Source organism: Solwaraspora sp. WMMB335, assembly GCF_049179075.1.
Classification (GTDB): Bacteria; Actinomycetota; Actinomycetes; order Mycobacteriales; family Micromonosporaceae; genus Micromonospora_E.
This window is the reverse complement of the sequence record NZ_JBMHMF010000001.1, coordinates 1,635,172-1,651,105: the sequence shown is the minus strand read 5'-3', so window position 1 is coordinate 1,651,105 and position 15,934 is coordinate 1,635,172. Positions and strand designations below refer to the sequence as shown.

Genomic DNA, 15,934 nt, shown 5'->3' with positions numbered 1-15,934 from the left:
GGCTGTCGCCATCTGTCGATGGCCGGTCCGCTTGATCTCTTGACATCTATCGTTGTTATCGCAAACATCATCGATACGTCCGGGCAAGACGCCACACCCGTTGCCGGGGCCGCTGGCGGCCCGTAGCCGGCCGGCGCGGGTGGCCAGCTCCGCGCGACCGGCCCGTCCTCCGGTCGCGCGGCCCGTCGCGACTTCGCGGTGCCTGTCGTCGAGGTCGCGGCGGCCCGACGGAAGGAATCCGGCATGTCCACCATCCCCGCACCCCCGGTACACCCGGCGACATCCATCTCCCAGCCGCGCCGAACACCCGTGCGACGGAACCGAGCCTCGCTCGTCGCCGTCGGACTGGCCGCCGGCGTACTCCTGGCCGGCGGCGCCATCGCCGCCGCGCCGCCCACCGCCTCCGCCGCCACCGTGGACACCACCGCCTGGTACGTGCTCGTCGCCCGGCACAGCGGCAAAGCCCTCGACGTGTACGAGCGGGCCACCGGCGACGGCGCGCGGATCGTGCAGTGGCCGCGCGGCGACGGCATCTGGCAGCAGTGGCAGTTCATCGACGCCGGCAACGGCTACTACCGGCTCCGGTCCCGGCACAGCGGCAAGGTCCTCGACCTGCGTGACTCGTCGACGGCCGACGGCGCGGACGTCGTGCAGTGGACCGACGTCAACCGGACCAGCCAGCAGTGGCGACTCGCCGACTCCGACGCCGGCCACGTACGCCTGATCAACCGCAACAGCGACAAGGCCCTCGACGTGTGGCAGCGTTCGACCGCCGACGGTGCCCGGATCAGCCAGTGGACCGACTGGAACGGCACCAACCAGCAGTGGCAACTCGTCCGCGTCGACGCTCCCGGCGCACCGACGCCCACCCCGACGGTGCCGACCCCGAGCCCTGGCACGCCCACTCCGACCCCCGGCGTTCCACCGGGTTCGTATCCGGACCCGATGCGGGTCACCGGGGACACCGGGGTGCACGACCCGAGCATGATCCGCCGGCCCACCGGCGGGTACCTGATGGCACACACCGGCAACGGCGTGGCGCTGAAGACCTCCACCGACCGGGTCAGCTTCCGTAACGCCGGGTCGGTCTTCCCCGGCGGCGCGCCGTGGACGACCCCGTACACCGGCGGCAGCCGTAACCTGTGGGCCCCCGACCTGTCGTTCCACAACAACCGGTACTACCTGTACTACTCGGCGTCGACGTTCGGCTCGAACCGGTCCGCCATCTTCCTGGCCACCAGCTCCACCGGCGCCTCCGGCAGCTGGACCGACCAGGGGCTGGTCATCGAGTCGCAGAGCGCGGACAACTTCAACGCCATCGACCCGAACCTGATCGTCGACGACCAGGGCCGCTGGTGGCTGAGCTTCGGATCGTTCTGGTCCGGCATCAAGATGATCGCCCTGGACCCGGGTACGGGTAAGCGGTCCGGCTCGGCGTTGTACAGCCTCGCCGGCCGGGGCGGCGGCGCGATCGAGGCACCGACGCTGGTCAAGCGCGGTGCCTACTACTACCTGTACGTCTCCTTCGACCGGTGCTGCCAGGGTGCGGCCAGCACGTACCGGGTGATGGTCGGCCGCTCGACCAGCGTGACCGGTCCGTTCACCGACCGGGCCGGCAACCAGCTCACCTCGGGTGGCGGCACCCAGATCCTGGCCGGGCACGGCGGCATCAACGGACCGGGTCACCAGGCGGTGCTCGCCGACAGCGACGGCGACTACCTCGTCTACCACTACTACGCCGCCAACGGCGCCTCGCTGCTCGGCATCAACCGGCTGGGCTACGACGCCGCCGGCTGGCCCTTCGTGTACTGAACCTTCGTGAAGGAGTTGCGATGAGATTCGCCCGGCACCTGCGGACCGGCGTGGCCGGCGCCGTCACCGTGGCGGTGGCCGCCGCGGTGACGGCGGTCGCCGCACCGGCGGCCTCCGCTGCGACGGCCGATCCGAACATCTACTACGTGCTGGTCAACCGGCACAGTGGCAAGGCCCTCGACGTGTACAACCTGGCCACCGACGACGGCGCGGCGATCAACCAGTACGCCCGCAACGACGGCGCCTGGCAGCAGTGGCGCTTCCTCGACGCCGGCAACGGCTACTACCGGGTGCAGTCGCGGCACAGCGGCAAGGTCCTCGAACTGCCCAACGCCAACGACGGCATCCAGCTGATCCAGAACGCCGACCGGGGCGACACCCGGCAGCACTTCCGGCTGGCCGACTCGGCCGGCGGCCACGTACGACTGATCAACCGGCACAGCGGCAAGGCCGTCGACGTGTGGGAGTGGTCCACCGCCGACGGTGCGATGGTGTCGCAGTACCAGGATCTCGACGGCTACAACCAGCAGTGGCAGATGATCCCGGTCGACTCGGTCGGCACCCCGCCGGCCGGCACGTTCACCAACCCGATCAAGCGCAACGGCCCGGACCCCTGGCTGCAGTACCACGACGGGTACTACTACCTGGCCACCACCACCTGGAACTCGACGATCACCATGCGCCGCTCGGCGACCCTCGCCGGCCTGTCCAGCGCGCCGGACCAGGTGGTGTTCAACCTGGCCGGGCGGTCCAACGGCTGCTGCAACATGTGGGCACCGGAGTTCCATCTGCTCGACGGGCCCAACGGGCGGCGCTGGTACCTGTACTACGTGGCCGGGCAGAACGTCACCGACTTCAACCCGACCCAGCGGCTGCACGTGCTGGAAAGCGCCGGCACCGACCCGATGGGACCGTACACCTTCAAGGCCGACCTCGGCAGCGACTGGCAGCTCGACGCCAGCGTGCTGCGGGTGAACAACAACCTCTACCTGCTCGGCACCTACAACGCGGGCAGCAACGGGCAGAGCCTGTTCATCACCCCGATGAGCAATCCCTGGACGATCAGCGGCTCGCGGGTCCGGCTCACCTCGCCCACGCTGAGCTGGGAGCGGCAGACCCATCCGGTGACCGAGGGCCCGGAGCCGCTCTACCACAACGGTCGGACGATGATCATCTATTCGGCCAGCGCCTGCTGGGGACCCGACTACAAGCTCGGCATGCTCACCCTCACCGGGAGCAACCCGCTCAGCGCGTCCTCGTGGACCAAGCACCCCAACCCGGTGTTCCAGCGCAGCGACGCCAACGGCGTCTACGCGCCCGGCCACAATGGATTCTTCACCTCGCCCGACGGCACCGAGGACTGGATCGTCTACCACGGCAACGACTCGGCGTCCGGCGGGTGCGACATGAACCGGTCCACCCGTGCCCAGAAGTTCACCTGGAACGCCGACGGTACGCCGAACTTCGGTGCCCCGGCCCGGCTCGGCGTCACCCTGACCGCCCCGTCCGGCGAGTGACCTGCTCGTCCATCGACGACCGGTGACCGCCCGTCGGTGGCCGGCTGGCGCGGACGCCGCTACGGCGGCAGCCGCAGCTAGTCGGCCACCGACAGGTCGATGGTGTGCGCGGCGTGATTGGCCTTGGCCGCCAGGTAGCGCACGTTGGCCGCGGACACGTGGACGCCGGTGCGGATCTGCTCGGTCACCGTCACCCCGAGCTGGCCGAGCTGAGCGGCCTTGTCGGGGTTGTTGCTCAGCAGGGCGACCCGCCGGACGCCGAGCGCGAGCAGCATCTGCGCGGCGACCGTGTAGTCGCGCTCGTCCTCGCCGCGCCCCAGCGCCACGTTCGCCTCGAAGGTGTCCAGGCCGGCCTCCTGCAACGCGTACGCGTCGAGCTTGGCGTACAGCCCGATGCCCCGGCCCTCCTGACGCAGGTAGAGCAGGAATCCACCGCTGGCGGCGATCCGTTCGATGGCTTCGCGCAGCTGCGGGCCGCAGTCGCAGCGCTCACTGCCGAAGGCATCACCGGTCAGGCACTCGCTGTGCGGGCGGACCAGCGGCGGCCGGCCACCCTGGGCGGACTGCTCCAACGCCCGTCGCCAGTTGCCCAGACCCAGCGCCACGTGTTCGCCCGGGTCGGTCAACCCGTCGAAGGTGAACACGCGGGCGGTGGTGGCGTACCCGTCGGCGAACCGCAGCGGTACCGTCACCTGCCGGCGGATCGCGGCCGATGGCGCGGGGACCGTCCCGCTGGCGGCGACCTTACCGTTGACAGGTACGTCGGGCGGCAGTTCGAGCATGGGTTCTTCCTATCGGGTGGTTGTCGGGCGCGGCGGGGGCGACGTGAGCGGTGCCGGCGCGCCGACGGTGCGGGAGAATGTGTGCCGGCCTCACCAGCAGGCTATCTTTTGATCGACTCGGAGGTGCCATCAGTGGTTGAGCGACCCTACGTCCTGCTCAGCTGCGGCATGTCGATCGATGGTTATCTGGACAACGCGGGCGGGGAACGACTGCTGCTGTCCAACGACGCGGATTTCGACCGGGTGGACGCGGTCCGGGCCGGCTGCGACGCGATCCTCGTCGGTGCCGGCACGATCCGCCAGGACGATCCCCGGCTGCTGGTGCGCTCGCCGGCCCGGCGGCGCCAGCGCGAAGCACGCGGCCTGCGGCCCACTCCGCTCAAGGTCACCGTCACCGGTCGCGGCGACCTGGACCCGACCGCCCGGTTCTTCACCGTCGGTGACATCGACAAGCTGGTCTACTGCGCGAGCGGCACGCTCGGGTGCGCCCGGGACCGGCTCGGCGGGGTCGCCACGGTGATCGACTGTGGCGACCCGATCGACCTGACCCGGGTGGTCGGCGACCTGCATTCGCGCGGCGTCGGCCGGCTCATGGTCGAAGGCGGCGGTCGCATCCACACCCAGTTCCTCACCGCCGGGCTCGCCGACGAACTGCACCTGGTGGTGGCGCCGCTGTTCGTCGGTGACTCGCGTGCCCCCCGGTTCGTCAGCGACGGAGACTTCCCCTGGCGCGGCGACCGGCGGGCGGCGCTGGCCGAGGTCCGCCAGATCGGTGACGTCGCGCTGCTGCGCTACGCCCTGTCGCGGCGTTTCGACGGCACCTAGCCGCCGGGCGTGGGCTGCTCCGCCGGTCACGTCGCAGGCTGCAGCCGGACCCGCCGACGCGCGGCGGACAACCGCCGCAGCCCACGTACCACCAGCACGGCGGCCCCCGGCAGGCTCGCGGTCAACGCGAGCAGCCCGTAGACGACCGCGACCGTCAGTCCCAGGCCGGCACCGAGCCCGGCGGCGCCGAACGCCCACGCGGTCACTCCTTCCCGTGGCCCCCAGCCACCGACGTTCAACGGCACCGCCATCGCCAGCAACGCCAGCACCATCAGCGGCGCCAACTGGTGCAGCGGCGCGGACGACCCGGCGGCGCGGGCCGCGACCAGGAAGGTGGCCAGGTGCCCGCCGAGCGCCAGCGTGGACAGCACCACCACCCCTGGCCAGCTGCGCCGGGCCAGCAAACCGCCACGCAGGTCCGCACCGGTCCGCTCGACCGCCCGTGCCCACCACGACCGGCCGGCCGCCGGTGCCGCGTGTCGCTGCTGGCGGCGCCGTTGCTGGCGGCGCCGCCGGAACACCGCGGTCAGCACGACGACCGCCGCCAGCAACACCACCACTCCCGTACCGATCCGCGCTGCGGTGAGCAGCCCGGCCGGCGCGGGCACCGGCAGGGTCAGCAGCACCGCCGCGGCGACCGCGAACAGCACGATCTGGCCGGCGGTTCGTTCCAGCACCACGGCCCGGACGCCCCGGCCGACGTCGGCGACCTCCCGCCCGTGGCGGACAGCGCGGTGGACGTCACCGAGCACTCCGCCGGGCAGGGCGGCATTGAGGAATATCGCCCGGTAGTAGTCGGCGATCGCGCCGCTCAGCGGCAGCGCCAGTCCCATCCCACGGGCCACCAGGCACCACCGCCCGGCGCTGCAGACCGTGATGAGCAGTCCGATGCCGGCGGCCAGCAGCAGCGTCCCGGCGTCGATCACCCGCAGCCCGTCGAGGAACGCCCCGGTGCCGAGCCGCCAACTCAGCAGCGCCAGGATCCCCAGCCCGCCGAGCAGCCTCAACCAGGGCCAGACCTTGCCCTTCACGATGTGTCACGGCCAGTGCCGGCCGTGCGCGGCGGGCAGCACGCCCTGCGCATCCGAACCCCCCTCGATGAACCTCCGCCGACTGATACGCGCCACTGTCGCCTGCGGTTCACCGGGGCAGCACCAGAATGTCACGATGTTCCACGTCGATCGTCAGTTCACCCGCGGCGGCGGCGTCATGCCGGCGCCGCCGGTAGCCGCCGGGCCGCCCGGCGAGCTCCGGGCGCTGCTCGTACGCCGCCGCGATCCAGCCGTCGAGCCACTGCGCGGCCAGCGCCGCCTGCGGCGGACCGAGCCGCCACGGACTCGGCCGGACCAGGACCTTCGCGCCGTGGCGGGTGAACGCCTCGGTGGCCACCTCGACCGCGTCCGGGCCGAGTAGCGCCCGCCCGGCGCTGTGCCGGCGCTGGTGGTCGTTGAACGCGGCGGCGAGCTCACCGTCGAGTTCGTCGGCCGGACGGATCTCGACCTGCCCGACCACGGTCAGGGTGAGCAGGGCCGGGCAGCCCACCGCCAGGCAGGTCCGGGCCAGCGCGTCCACCTCGTCGCGGGTGAGCAGATCGAGCAACGCGGACGCGGTGATCAGCCCGGCACCGGCGAGATCATGCTCGGTGAGCGCGGTGACGTCGTCGCGGCGGGTGGTCGCGGTGACCGGCGCGCCGTCGGCGGCGGTCGGTGCCATCCGCGCCTGGGCGTGCCCCAGCAGCGCCAGGTCCCGGTCGTGCAGCACCCAGTGCTGGCTGCCGGGCAGCTGCGGGGCCAGCCACCGTCCCATCGACCCGGTCCCGCACCCCAGGTCGTGCACCTCGATGTGCCCGGCCGGGGCGAGCAGCCGGCGCAGTTCCGCCACCAGCTCCGCCGAACGGGCCTGCGCGTCGGCCGGTTCCCGCAGGTCCAACCAGGCCGGGCTGTACCCGGCGGAGCTGTGTCCGGCCGAGCTGTGTCCGGCGGATTCGATCGTTTCCATGCGTTTCCCCCTTCTCGCCGCGCGCTGCGGCGTCCCCCCGTCCGTCACCGACGCAGGCCGTCGAGCACCCCGGCCACGGTCGCGGCGGTCGCGTCCCAACCGGCCAGCCCGGCCCGGCGGCGTCCGGCGGCGGCCCGCAGCCGCTCGCGCAGCCCCGCGTCGGTGAGCCAGCGGCGCAACGCGCCGCCCAGCGCCGCCGGGTCGCCGGGCGGCACCAGCATCCCGGGCAGGCTGCCGTCACCGGCCCGGCCGAGCGCCTCCGGCGCCCCGCCGACCTCGGTCGTCAGCACCGGCACCCCCCGCGCCAGCGCCTCGGTGACCACCATGCCGTACGTCTCGGCGTGCGACGGCAGGACCAACAGATCGGCCGCGCCGAACGTCGCCGCCAGCGCCGCGCCGGCTCGCGGACCGACCAGCCGCACCCGCTCGGTCAGGCCGTAGTGGGCGATCCTCGACCGTACCCGCTCGACGTGCCCGGCGGCGGTCAACGCTCCCGCGCAGGTGCACTCCCAGTCCAGGTCGGCGACCGTGGCGAGCGCGTCGACCAGCACGTCGTGCCCCTTGCGCGGGGTGACCGAGGCGACGCAGGCGAGCCGGCCACCGCCAGGGCTGCCGGCGGCGAGCGGGCCGGGTGCCACGCCGGGCCGGGCGACGTGCACCCGCCCGGCGGCCAGCCCGTGCCCGTCGACCAGCCGCCGGGCGGTCCAGTCGCTGGTGGCGAGCACCGCGTCGGCCACCGCGAGCGTCGCGCGTTCGGCGGCGTCCAGCGCGCTCGCGTCGGCCGGCGCCAACCCGGTCTCGTCGGCCAGCGGCAGGTGCACCAGCACCGCCAGCCGCAGCCGCCCGGCATGCGGGGCGACCACCTCGGGCACGCCGCAGACCACCAGGCCGTCGGCGAGCACCACCGTGCCGTCGGGCAGTCCGGCCAGGATGTCGGCGAGCCGGGCGCGGGCGGCCGGGCCGGGGCGCGGCCAGTCGCCGTCGACGGCGATCTCGCGTACCGGCCGGCCGGCGGCCGCCAACTCCTGGCACAGGTGCCGGTCGTAGATGTTGCCGCCGCTGGGGGTCGCCGGGTCGGCGACGGTGCCCGGCAGGATCGCGACGACCTCGGTCACAGCGCGCGTTCGTAACTGGCCCAGGCCACGTGCGACTCGTGCAGGGTGATGCCGATCGCGGCCAGGCCACGGGCACCGTCGCCCAGGTCCCCGGCGTGCACCCGGTCGGCCAGCCGGTCGGCGATCAGCTTCGCCAGCCACTCGGTGGAGGTGTTGATCCCCGCGAAGGCCGGCTCGTCGTCGAGGTTGCGGTAGTTCAGATCGGCCAGTACGGCCTTGAGCTGCTCGCCGGCCAGGCCGATGTCCACGACGATGTTGTCGGCGTCGAGGCCGGTGCGCTTGAACGTCGCGTCGACGACGAAGGTGGCACCGTGCAACCGTTGCGCCGGGCCGAACACGTCACCGGTGAAACTGTGGGCGATCATAATGTGATCACGGACGGTGACGCTGAACATGCTCATCCTCCGGTGCTGGTGCTGGGTAGCGGATCAGGTGGCACAGGGCGGGCAGTTCGCCGCTGGCGAGGCGGGGCAGCACCGCGGGCAGCTCGGTGAACTCGCTCTCGCCGGTGAGCAGGGCGTCGAACGCCGGATCGGCGAGCAGCCGCAGCGCCAGCGCGAGCCGGTCGGCGTAGTCGCGGCGGCCCCGCCGGGCGGGGGAGACCAGGCCGACCTGGCTGCTGCGGATGGTCAGCCGGCGGGAGTGGAAGTGCTCGCCGAGCGGCACGCTGACCGGGCGGTCGCCGTACCAGCTGAGGTCGACGACCGTGCCCTCGACGGCGAGCAACTCCAGCGACCGGGCCAGCCCGGCCGCCGTGGCGCTGGCGTGGATCACCAGGTCGCAGTCGCCGGCGGCGTCGTCCGGGTGGGCGAAGTCGGCGCCGAACGCCGCCGCGACCGGCGCCTTGGCCGGGTCGGGGTCGACCACCTGCAGCCGTACGCCGGGGACGCCGGCCGCCACGGCGGTGACCGCGGCGCCGACCATCCCGGCGCCGACCACGGCGATCCGGTCGCCGACCAGCGGTGCCGCGTCCCACAGCGCGTTGACCGCGGTCTCCACCGTGCCGGCCAGCACCGCCCGTCGCGCCGGCACGTCGTCGGGAAGCACGGTCACCGCGTCGGCCGGTACGACGTAGCGGGTCTGGTGCGGGTAGAGGCAGAAGACGGTCCGGCCGACCAGGCCGGTTGGACCCTGCTCGACCTGCCCGACGTTGAGGTAGCCGTACTTGACCGGGGCCGGGAAGTCGCCGTCCTGGTGCGGGGCGCGCATCGCCGCGTGCTGGCTCGGCGGCACCCGGCCCTGGAAGACCAGCGTCTCGGTGCCCCGGCTCAGCCCGGTGTACCGGGTCCGCACCAGCACCTCGCCGGGGCCGGGCGGGCCCACCTCGACCGGGCGGATCTCGCCGTCGCCGGGGGCGCGCAGCCAGAACGCGTGCTCGCGCAGCGTCATCGGCCGTCCCCCTCGTCTGTCGTCCCGGCGGCCCCGGTAACCATAGCCGGGCACGGAGGGTGATTTTTCGTGATCGGCAGCGCGATGTGCAGGTGAGTGCAAGAAGGTTGACAGATAGATGATTGACGATTGAATGTGGATGCTGTCGGCGCTGTTCCCGATCCGAGGGGTGCACATGCGACGGTCCATCGCGGCTGCGGTCGCCAGCCTGCTCGCGGTCACCGGCGGGCTGCTCGGGCTCGCGCTGCGGCCCGCCTACGCGGCGCTCCACTGCACCGTCGACTACCAGGTCACCCGGGAGTGGTCACACGGGTTCGTCGCCCGGATGACGCTGACCAACCTGGGCCCGCCGGTCGCCACCTGGCGACTCACCTTCACCCCGGGCGCCCAGCAGACCATCAACTCCGCGTACCGGCAGCTGCCGCCCGGCCTCATCCTGAGCTCGCTCACCTGGCCGTACGAGCTGCGCTCCGACGCCGGGGCGTACCCCCTGGACACCGGCGCGTCCGTGCAGGTGCAGTTCAGCGGCAGCTACTCGGCGGCCAACCCGCCACCGACGAGCTACCACCTCGACGGCCGGACCTGCAACGTCGACCCCGACCTGCCGCCCAGCCCGAGCGTGCCACCGCCGAGCCCGAGCGGCCCACCGGTCGATCCGAGCCCACCGGCCGTCGCGCTGCGCAGCCCGCAGCTGAACCAGATCTTCGCCACGACCGGGGAGATCCCGGTGGCGGCCGACGTCACCCCCGCCGCCGGGCGCCGGATCACCCGGGTCGAGTTCCACTCCGGTGGCTCCCTGCTGCACACCGACACCACCGCCCCGTACACCTTCACCTGGCGCAGCCCTCCGCCGAGCAACGGGATGCGGATCGCGGCGACCGCCCACGACGACGCCGGTGCCCGGACCACCGCCGAGGTACGCGGCGTGCGGGTGGTCCGCCCCGCGCCGCCCGGTCACGCCCCGGTGCTGACCGTGGCCGGCAACCAGCTGGTCACCGTCGACCAGCCGGCCCGGCCCTACCAGCTGCGCGGCGTGGTCCGCGCCGGCGCCGAGACACTGTGCCGCGACGGCTCCGGCGTCTTCCACGGCCCGGTCGACGACGCCTCGGTGCAGGCGATGCGGCGGTGGCGGATCAACGCCGTACGGATCCTGCTCGACCCCGAATGCTGGCTGGGCCGCGACACGGTCCCGCCGGAGTACCGGGGCGCCGTCTACCGGGACGCGATCATCGGGTACGCGCGGCGGCTCGTCCGGCACGGGATCACCCCGATCCTGTCCTGGCACGGCCCGGCGACCTCGCTGCAACGGACGTTCTGGGTGGACGTCGCCGCGCACGTCGACGACGACAACAGCATCGTGTTCGACCTGCACGGCGACGCGTACCCGGCGGTCGGCGGGCTGACCCCCGACGCGGCCTGGCAGGCGTGGCGCGACGGCCGACCGTCGGCCGGTCTGCCGCCCGGCTGGCCGGACTTCGGCGCGGACGCCCTGATCTACCACATCCGGTACTTCGCCGGCAGCCACAACGCCCTGCTGGTCAGCGGCCTCGACGGCGGCAACGACCTGTCCGGCTGGCTGGCCCACCGGCCCGCCGACCCGTACGCCGGCGGCAACCTCGTCGCCGGCTGGCACGTCGACGACGACGCGGCGTGCGGCACCCGCAGCTGCTGGGACCAGCAGGTCGCACCGGTCGCCGCCGTCGTGCCGCTGCTCGCCGCCGAGATGAGTGAGGACACCGGCGGGCACCGGTTCGTCGACGCGGCGATCGACTGGCTCGACGACCGCCGGCTCGGTTTCCTCGGGTCGGTGTGGCACACCGAGGGCTACGCCGACGTGCCGGCGCTGATCCGCGACTACAACGGCCGGCCGACGCCGTACGGGGCCGGCGTGAAGGCCCAGCTGCGTGCCACCAGAGCATCCTCGCCGGCCTGACCAGGCCGGTGAGGAAGTGAGGAATCTGTCGATCTCCGGTGTCAAGGTCACCGGGCAGGGCGTGGCCGCTGCCGTGCCCGCCGGACCGCCGTCGAGGCCGGGTGGCCACCGGAGCGACGGCAGGCCATGCGCGAGCGCGTCCGCCAGCACCTCCGGGAGATGGCCAGCTTCGAGTACGACGTGACGGCCCTGACCGGGGAACCCTCGCTACGGTGAACGGGGATCTACCCGTGACCTTTCTTGCCGGAACAGCGGTGAGGTAGCCAGCCAGCGCTTCCTGCAGGCGGGGCCCTGGCTACTGGATAACCGGCTCGTGATCGTCAGGGCACATGCGCAACTGGGCGGTTTCGACCGCAGCGGCCGGGCCGATGACCATGACCAATGCCGACGAGATGTGTTTGCCGCATGCCGCGAGCGGTTGCGCGGTGGCCAGGTCTGGGCAGGTCAGGTACGTCCAGTTCGGCGACACCTGGCCATCAACCGCTAGCGTGCGCGTTTGGGTCGTCTGAGGTGGGTTGTTGGCATCGAGTCGGTCGACGTACTCGGGCGGAGGTGGCCCGGATCCCCACGGGGGCGCGCCTCGGCGTCCCGCCAGCGCGAACTGGTAGTCGATGAGTCCTTTCCACAGATGGTGAACCACAGAGGCACCGCCCGTGTCATCCCTGAGCGTGGTGACATCGACATGGGATCCCGCGTTAAGTTCGTGCCCGATGCGGACCTCTAGGCACCGGGGTTGTCCCAGATCACGCGCAACGCCGTGAGCGTCGGCCACGATGGTCTCCCACTGCCGACCGACGACGCGGGAGCGAGTCTGAGGTGCCTCCAACACGGCGAACCTCGCACCGAGCCAGCGGTAGACATCCGCTGCGGTAGGCCGTTGTGGCGCTCTGCTCGGATCATGCCGGTCTGGCTGCCCGGGGAGGTGGTCCATGCTGGAGGCCTCTCTAGATGCAAGTTCTCCTACGTCGTCGTCATGCTACCCTGGATCGGGCTGTCATTACAGGTACACACTGGCAGTTGGACTACCGGCGAAGCATATGGTGCCGTTGGAGAGGGTAGCGATGCTTCCTAGGAGTACGTCAGCGTATGCCCAGCCAGAACCGCTGGATGTGAATAGGTGATTCTTTGCCCAAAAGTGTGTTGGTGTCGAAGGATCGTGCCAATTTTTCGTGCTTGACCCGTAGCTGTCAATCACTCCAACGGCCCAGTCTGTGTAGATTGCTCCAGGAAACGAACTGTAAATGGTGTGGCCAGTATAAATCGTTGCGCTGTGCTTTGAGGTGTCCACGGAGGTCCAGTAGACAAACGAGGTGCCGCAGGTGCCGCTTACCTCGTCGAGTGGTGCGATAGCGCCCTTCTTGATTGCATACTCGATGCCGTTGGCATCGATGCGGATTTCGTAGCCGTTCGACTCGGCGATCTGATGGTCGACACCGACGCGCTTCATTGGCGCCTCGATGTACACCGAGGCGCCATCGGGCTGAGGTACCTGCTCGGCGCTGTAGGCGGGCACTGGCGAAAGGCTACCGACTGCCAAGACTGCCGTTGCGACTGTGACGGCACGTAGAATTGGGTATAACTGCATGGGTCCTCCTTGCAAAGGGGCGGGACTAAGAGGTCGGCGACTGTGGGGACCGGTCGTTTGCAGAAAGCGAACCTCTCGTTGAAACTTTGATAGCACAACATTGACTATGATCGTTTCTGTTTGAGTTTGTTTGCCTGATGACTGCCGCTGGCGAAGTTGCTCTCCGTGATCGGAGCTTGTCTGGTACTGGGCACTTTTAGCTAGAGTCCGTTACTCGTGGTGATGATTGATGGCCTTGGGGTACTTCTGTGATCTGCGCAACACTCTGATGTGTCTCGATGATCGTCGGCATCCTCATGACATGATCACTTGCAGCGCAGACGAGCTTCACTGTGTCCGAAGGCTTACCTCGACTCCCATGACAGGTTCTCCACAGCACGGGTGCCCCGGCCCGCTTAGGGCCGAGCTGGCAAGTCGCTGACGGCGTATGCCGCGTGGTAGTGATCGCCGTAGGTTTCGTTCTCCGACCACATGAACTAGCACCGACCGCTGCGCTTCTCGCCTGGCGCGTCTGGCTGCCTGCGGGTGGACAGTCGGCGGTTTCTCGAGGCTCCGGCGCTGACTCGCGACCACGACGGTTGACCCACCCGATACGTTCCGGCGACGAAGGCTCAACCGCACCACTGACACGAGACACACGGTGCCGCGCTGGACGGGACCGGTGCGGCACTGTGCGTGCCCGTCAGTCGCTGGTGTCGTTCGGGCCGGCACTCCGGCTGGTACCTGCGCCGGGTTCGCGCCACATCGGCCACAGTGGTGGGCCGTTGTCGGGCAGGGCGAGCGGGTGTGCGGTGGTCGGCTGGTAGCCGAGGCGGTGGTAGAGGTTGCGGGCGGCGGGGGTGGTGGCGATGAGGTGGGCGGGGGTGGTGGCGGTGTCGCAGAGAACGTGCCGGTGGGCGAGCAGTGCGGTGCCGAGGCCCTGACGGTGGCGGGCGGGATGGACGCCGAGGTGGGCGAGGTAGGTGTGCGGACGGCGGGGCGCGTGGGTGCGCAGCAGGGCGGCGAGGTGGGCGAAGCGGTCGGCGTACGGTCCGGCGATGCGTTCGAGGCGGCGGGCGTGGTGGGCGGGAGTGGTGTAAGCGACGCCGTAGGGGAGCCAGAGCGCGGCGGCGGCCCGATCGACGGTGGTGTAGGCCGAGCCGGCGGTCATCGCGTGGGCGACCATGCCGGGGGCGAGCAGCGACAGGATGCGGCGCCGGTCGCGGCGGTCGGGGACGAGCCAGGCCATGTCGGGGGTGTCGACGAAGGCGGCGACGAGGACGCGGGCGAGGTGCGGGATGTCGTCCGGGCGGGCGCGGCGGACCATGGTGGTGCTGGTGGTGGCGGTCACGGTCGGGTCTCCTGCCGGGTGGGGATGGGGGTCGGGGTCGTGGTCGAGGGCGGGGGCGAGGGCGGGGGCGAGGGCGGGCGGGGGGTCGGGACGGCGGGGCGGGTGGTGTCGACGTTGGCGTCGGCGCCGTAGCCGACGGCGGCGTAGGCGTGTGGCCGGCTGGCGCGCAGCACGCCTGCCCAGGTCAGGCCGGCCGCGATCGCGGCGGCGTACAGGCCGGGCAGTGCCCAGCGGACGGGAGAGCCGGGCGCGGCACCGAGCAGGTCACCGAAGCCGATCAGGGTGCCGGCGAGCACGACGGTCAGCACGGCCAGCGCCAGACCGGGCGCGACGAGCGTCGACCAGCGACTCTCACCGAGCCGGCGCGCCTGCGGGCGCTGGTGCGGGTGCTGGTGCTGCTGCCACTGCTGGTGCGGGTGTCGGTGTCGGTGTCGGTGGAAGAAGACGAGCACGCTGACGGTGGCGGCGGTCATCAGGATCAGGACGCCGAGCCCGCCGGTGACGGTGAGCCAGAAGAACAGGTGGACGATCGGGTCCCAGCCGGCGACCGCGTACCCGATGACGACCACCGCGGACAGGACGGTCTGGGTGAACGAGCCGAGCGCGGGCGCGCCGGTACGCCGGTTGGTGCGGCCGAGCCGCGCCGGCAGCACCCGCTCGCGGCCGAGGGCGAACAGGTAGCGGGCGACCAGGTTGTGGAAGGCGAGCAGGGCGGCGAACAGGCTGGTGGCGAGCAGCAGCCGGCCGGCGTCGACGGCGGCTGCCGGCAGGTGCGCGGCGACCAGCGCGAACATCAGGTCGGGGCCGTGGCGGGCGGCGGTGTCGACGACGCGGTCCGCTCCGGTGGCCACCGCCATCGCCCACGCGGATCCGGCGTACAGGATGGCGGTGACGGCGATGGCGAGGTAGGTGGCGCGGGCGACGGTACGGCGCGGGTCGCGGGTCTCCTCGGCGAGCACGGTGGTGGCTTCGATGCCGACGTAGCCGGCGATGCCGCCGACCAGGATCGCCGCGATGCCGGGGGCGAGCAGGTGCGCCGGGTGCAGGGGATAGGTCACCGGCAGGATGGTCGAGGCGGCCGGGTGGGCGGCGAGCACCACGTCGTACGCGATGACGACGCCGACCTCGGCGACGAGCAGCACGCCGAGGACGCGGCCGTTGAGGTCGACGCGGGCCGGGCCGAGGCCGGCGATCAGCGCCCAGCCGGCGAGCGCCCACAACCACCAGGGCAGGCTGACGCCGAACAGGGCGGCGGCGGTGCCGGCGGCGACGACACCGAAGGCGCCGTACAGGCCGATCTGCATGATCGCGTACGCGGTGACGGCGACGAACGCGGCGGCGACACCGGCGGCCGGGCCGAGGGCGTGGGCGACGTAGGCGTACATGGATCCGGCGTTGACCACGTGCCGGGACATGGTGACGTAGCCGACCGCGAACAGGGCCATGATCGCGGCGGTGGCGAGGTAGGCGACGGGGACGCCGGGCAGGCCGGTGACCGCGTACGCGGTCGGCACAGCGCTGGCGACGACGGTCATCGGCGCGGCGGCGGCCAGGACGAAGAACAACACCTGGGGTACGCCGAGGCGGGAGCGGGCGAGGGCGGCGGCGACGCTGGCGCGGCGGGGGCGGCCGGGTGGTGTGGGCACGG

General features: G+C 71.8%; 14 protein-coding genes. 4 read left to right on the top strand and 10 right to left on the bottom strand.

What is annotated here, in order from left to right; translation table 11 throughout:
* Window positions 1-309 precede the first annotated feature (309 nt).
* On the top strand, window positions 310-1,812 hold the full coding sequence (locus ACN27F_RS06715; protein WP_421431737.1) for a family 43 glycosylhydrolase: 1,503 nt from the start codon (window positions 310-312) through the stop codon (window positions 1,810-1,812).
* A 20-nt stretch (window positions 1,813-1,832) separates the two neighbouring features.
* Entirely contained in the window at window positions 1,833-3,329 is a 1,497-nt protein-coding gene (locus ACN27F_RS06710; RefSeq protein WP_421431736.1) for a family 43 glycosylhydrolase, read from the top strand.
* Window positions 3,330-3,406: 77 nt separating this feature from the next.
* Here ACN27F_RS06710 and ACN27F_RS06705 read toward each other — a convergent pair whose 3' ends face one another.
* Window positions 3,407-4,111 carry a GTP cyclohydrolase II gene (locus ACN27F_RS06705; RefSeq protein WP_421431735.1) on the bottom strand — a complete coding sequence of 235 codons (705 nt, stop codon included), beginning with the start codon at window positions 4,109-4,111 and terminating at the stop codon, window positions 3,407-3,409.
* Between the two features lie 132 nt (window positions 4,112-4,243).
* On the opposite strand from ACN27F_RS06705, the gene ACN27F_RS06700 reads away from it, so the two are divergent.
* Entirely contained in the window at window positions 4,244-4,936 is a 693-nt protein-coding gene (locus ACN27F_RS06700; protein ID WP_421431734.1) for a RibD family protein, read from the top strand.
* Window positions 4,937-4,962: 26 nt separating this feature from the next.
* On the opposite strand, the gene ACN27F_RS06695 is transcribed toward ACN27F_RS06700, so the two are convergent.
* The 5 genes from ACN27F_RS06695 to ACN27F_RS06675 all read right to left on the bottom strand — a co-directional run bounded on the left by ACN27F_RS06695 (window position 4,963) and on the right by ACN27F_RS06675 (window position 9,438).
* Window positions 4,963-5,970, bottom strand: coding sequence for a lysylphosphatidylglycerol synthase transmembrane domain-containing protein (locus ACN27F_RS06695; RefSeq protein ID WP_421440012.1), 1,008 nt, complete (start codon window positions 5,968-5,970; stop codon window positions 4,963-4,965).
* 106 nt (window positions 5,971-6,076) lie between these two features.
* The gene (locus ACN27F_RS06690) at window positions 6,077-6,934 is read right to left on the bottom strand and encodes a class I SAM-dependent methyltransferase (RefSeq protein WP_421431733.1); all 858 of its coding nucleotides are present in this window, start codon (window positions 6,932-6,934) and stop codon (window positions 6,077-6,079) included.
* 44 nt (window positions 6,935-6,978) lie between these two features.
* Entirely contained in the window at window positions 6,979-8,049 is a 1,071-nt protein-coding gene (locus tag ACN27F_RS06685; protein WP_421431732.1) for a glycosyltransferase family 4 protein, read from the bottom strand.
* Window positions 8,046-8,444, bottom strand: a complete 399-nt coding sequence (locus ACN27F_RS06680) for a 6-pyruvoyl trahydropterin synthase family protein (protein WP_421431731.1) — start codon at window positions 8,442-8,444, stop codon at window positions 8,046-8,048. Before ACN27F_RS06680 ends, ACN27F_RS06685 begins: the two co-directional genes overlap by 4 nt.
* Window positions 8,422-9,438, bottom strand: a complete 1,017-nt coding sequence (locus ACN27F_RS06675; RefSeq protein ID WP_421431730.1) for a dehydrogenase — start codon at window positions 9,436-9,438, stop codon at window positions 8,422-8,424. The genes ACN27F_RS06680 and ACN27F_RS06675 overlap by 23 nt, the downstream gene beginning before the upstream one ends.
* A gap of 175 nt (window positions 9,439-9,613) precedes the next feature.
* Between ACN27F_RS06675 and ACN27F_RS06670 the strand changes: the two genes are divergently transcribed.
* Window positions 9,614-11,371: an Ig-like domain-containing protein gene (locus ACN27F_RS06670; protein WP_421431729.1), complete on the top strand. Its 1,758-nt coding sequence runs from the start codon at window positions 9,614-9,616 to the stop codon at window positions 11,369-11,371.
* 295 nt (window positions 11,372-11,666) lie between these two features.
* Here the strand turns inward: ACN27F_RS06670 and ACN27F_RS06665 are convergent, their stop codons facing one another.
* The 4 genes from ACN27F_RS06665 to ACN27F_RS06650 all read right to left on the bottom strand — a co-directional run bounded on the left by ACN27F_RS06665 (window position 11,667) and on the right by ACN27F_RS06650 (window position 15,932).
* A complete protein-coding gene (locus tag ACN27F_RS06665) occupies window positions 11,667-12,143 on the bottom strand; it encodes a hypothetical protein (RefSeq protein WP_421431728.1) in 477 nt (158 codons plus the stop codon).
* 225 nt (window positions 12,144-12,368) lie between these two features.
* Window positions 12,369-12,884, bottom strand: coding sequence for a hypothetical protein (locus ACN27F_RS06660; protein WP_421431727.1), 516 nt, complete (start codon window positions 12,882-12,884; stop codon window positions 12,369-12,371).
* Between the two features lie 754 nt (window positions 12,885-13,638).
* Window positions 13,639-14,286 carry a GNAT family N-acetyltransferase gene (locus ACN27F_RS06655; RefSeq protein WP_421431726.1) on the bottom strand — a complete coding sequence of 216 codons (648 nt, stop codon included), beginning with the start codon at window positions 14,284-14,286 and terminating at the stop codon, window positions 13,639-13,641.
* The gene (locus ACN27F_RS06650; protein WP_421431725.1) at window positions 14,283-15,932 is read right to left on the bottom strand and encodes an APC family permease; all 1,650 of its coding nucleotides are present in this window, start codon (window positions 15,930-15,932) and stop codon (window positions 14,283-14,285) included. Before ACN27F_RS06650 ends, ACN27F_RS06655 begins: the two co-directional genes overlap by 4 nt.
* Window positions 15,933-15,934: the final 2 nt, after the last annotated feature.